An 839-nucleotide genomic window follows, 5' to 3' on the forward strand; every position below is an offset into this window, starting at 1 on the left:
CCGTTGCCGTCGTAGGCAAAGGTTTCGCTCTGGGACTTTTCGCCGAGCGTGGCCCGGCGTTCGGTCAGGCGGCCCATTGGGTCGAAGGTCAGTGCGATGGTGCGCTGGCCGTTGATGGTCTCGGCAAGGCGCCCGGTTTCTGGATCGTACTGATAGCGAGTGGATCGCCCGTCGAAGCTTCTTTCCTCCAGCAGTCGTCCGACTGGATCATAGTTAAAGTGGGCGCGGCGTTCGTTTTCGTTTTCCAGCGCAACGAGACGGCCGAGCTTGTCCCAGCGGTAGCGCAGAGTTTGCTCGGCGGCGTCGACGCGTTCGGCGATGAAACCGGCGGCGGTGTAGCGCCAGGTGGTGCAGCGTTCCAGGCCATCGGAGTGGGCCAGCAAGCGGCCTTCTGCATCGCGGCTGAAGCGTTCTTCGGTTTTGTCCGGATGCTTGATCAGGACCAACTGACCTGATTTGTATTCGTACGCGGTGCTGTGGCCTGCAGGGTCGGTGAAGCGAACCATCTGGCCGCGATCGTCGTACTCCCAGCTACTCACCTTGCCCGAGCAGTCGGTGTACTCAACGAGTTGTCCGGCGTCGTTATAGGCCAACGACTTGGTATTGCCGTTGGCGTCCCTGATCGCCGTAGGAAGACCGAACGTGTTGTAGGCGTATTCGGTGACGTTCTCCAGCGGATCAATCGCTTCAACCAGATTCCCGCGATGGTCGTAGTCCCGCTTCCACAAGCCGCCCTCGCCATCGCTGATTTTGATCAGATGGCTTTTGTCGTCGTAGGCATAGTTCATCACGCTGTGATCAGCGCGGGTGTGCTCGGTCAGGTTGCTGAGTTTGTCGTA

The 839-nt window shown here is 59.7% G+C and carries 1 pseudogene; it reads right to left on the reverse strand.

The window, feature by feature from the left end:
* Nucleotides 1–839 (reverse strand): annotated as a pseudogene (locus tag QWI20_RS27415) (RHS repeat protein); the annotation flags it as partial.

Origin of the sequence: Pseudomonas sp. W2-17, from assembly GCF_041060445.1 — a bacterium.
In the GTDB taxonomy this organism is placed as follows: domain Bacteria; phylum Pseudomonadota; class Gammaproteobacteria; order Pseudomonadales; family Pseudomonadaceae; genus Aquipseudomonas.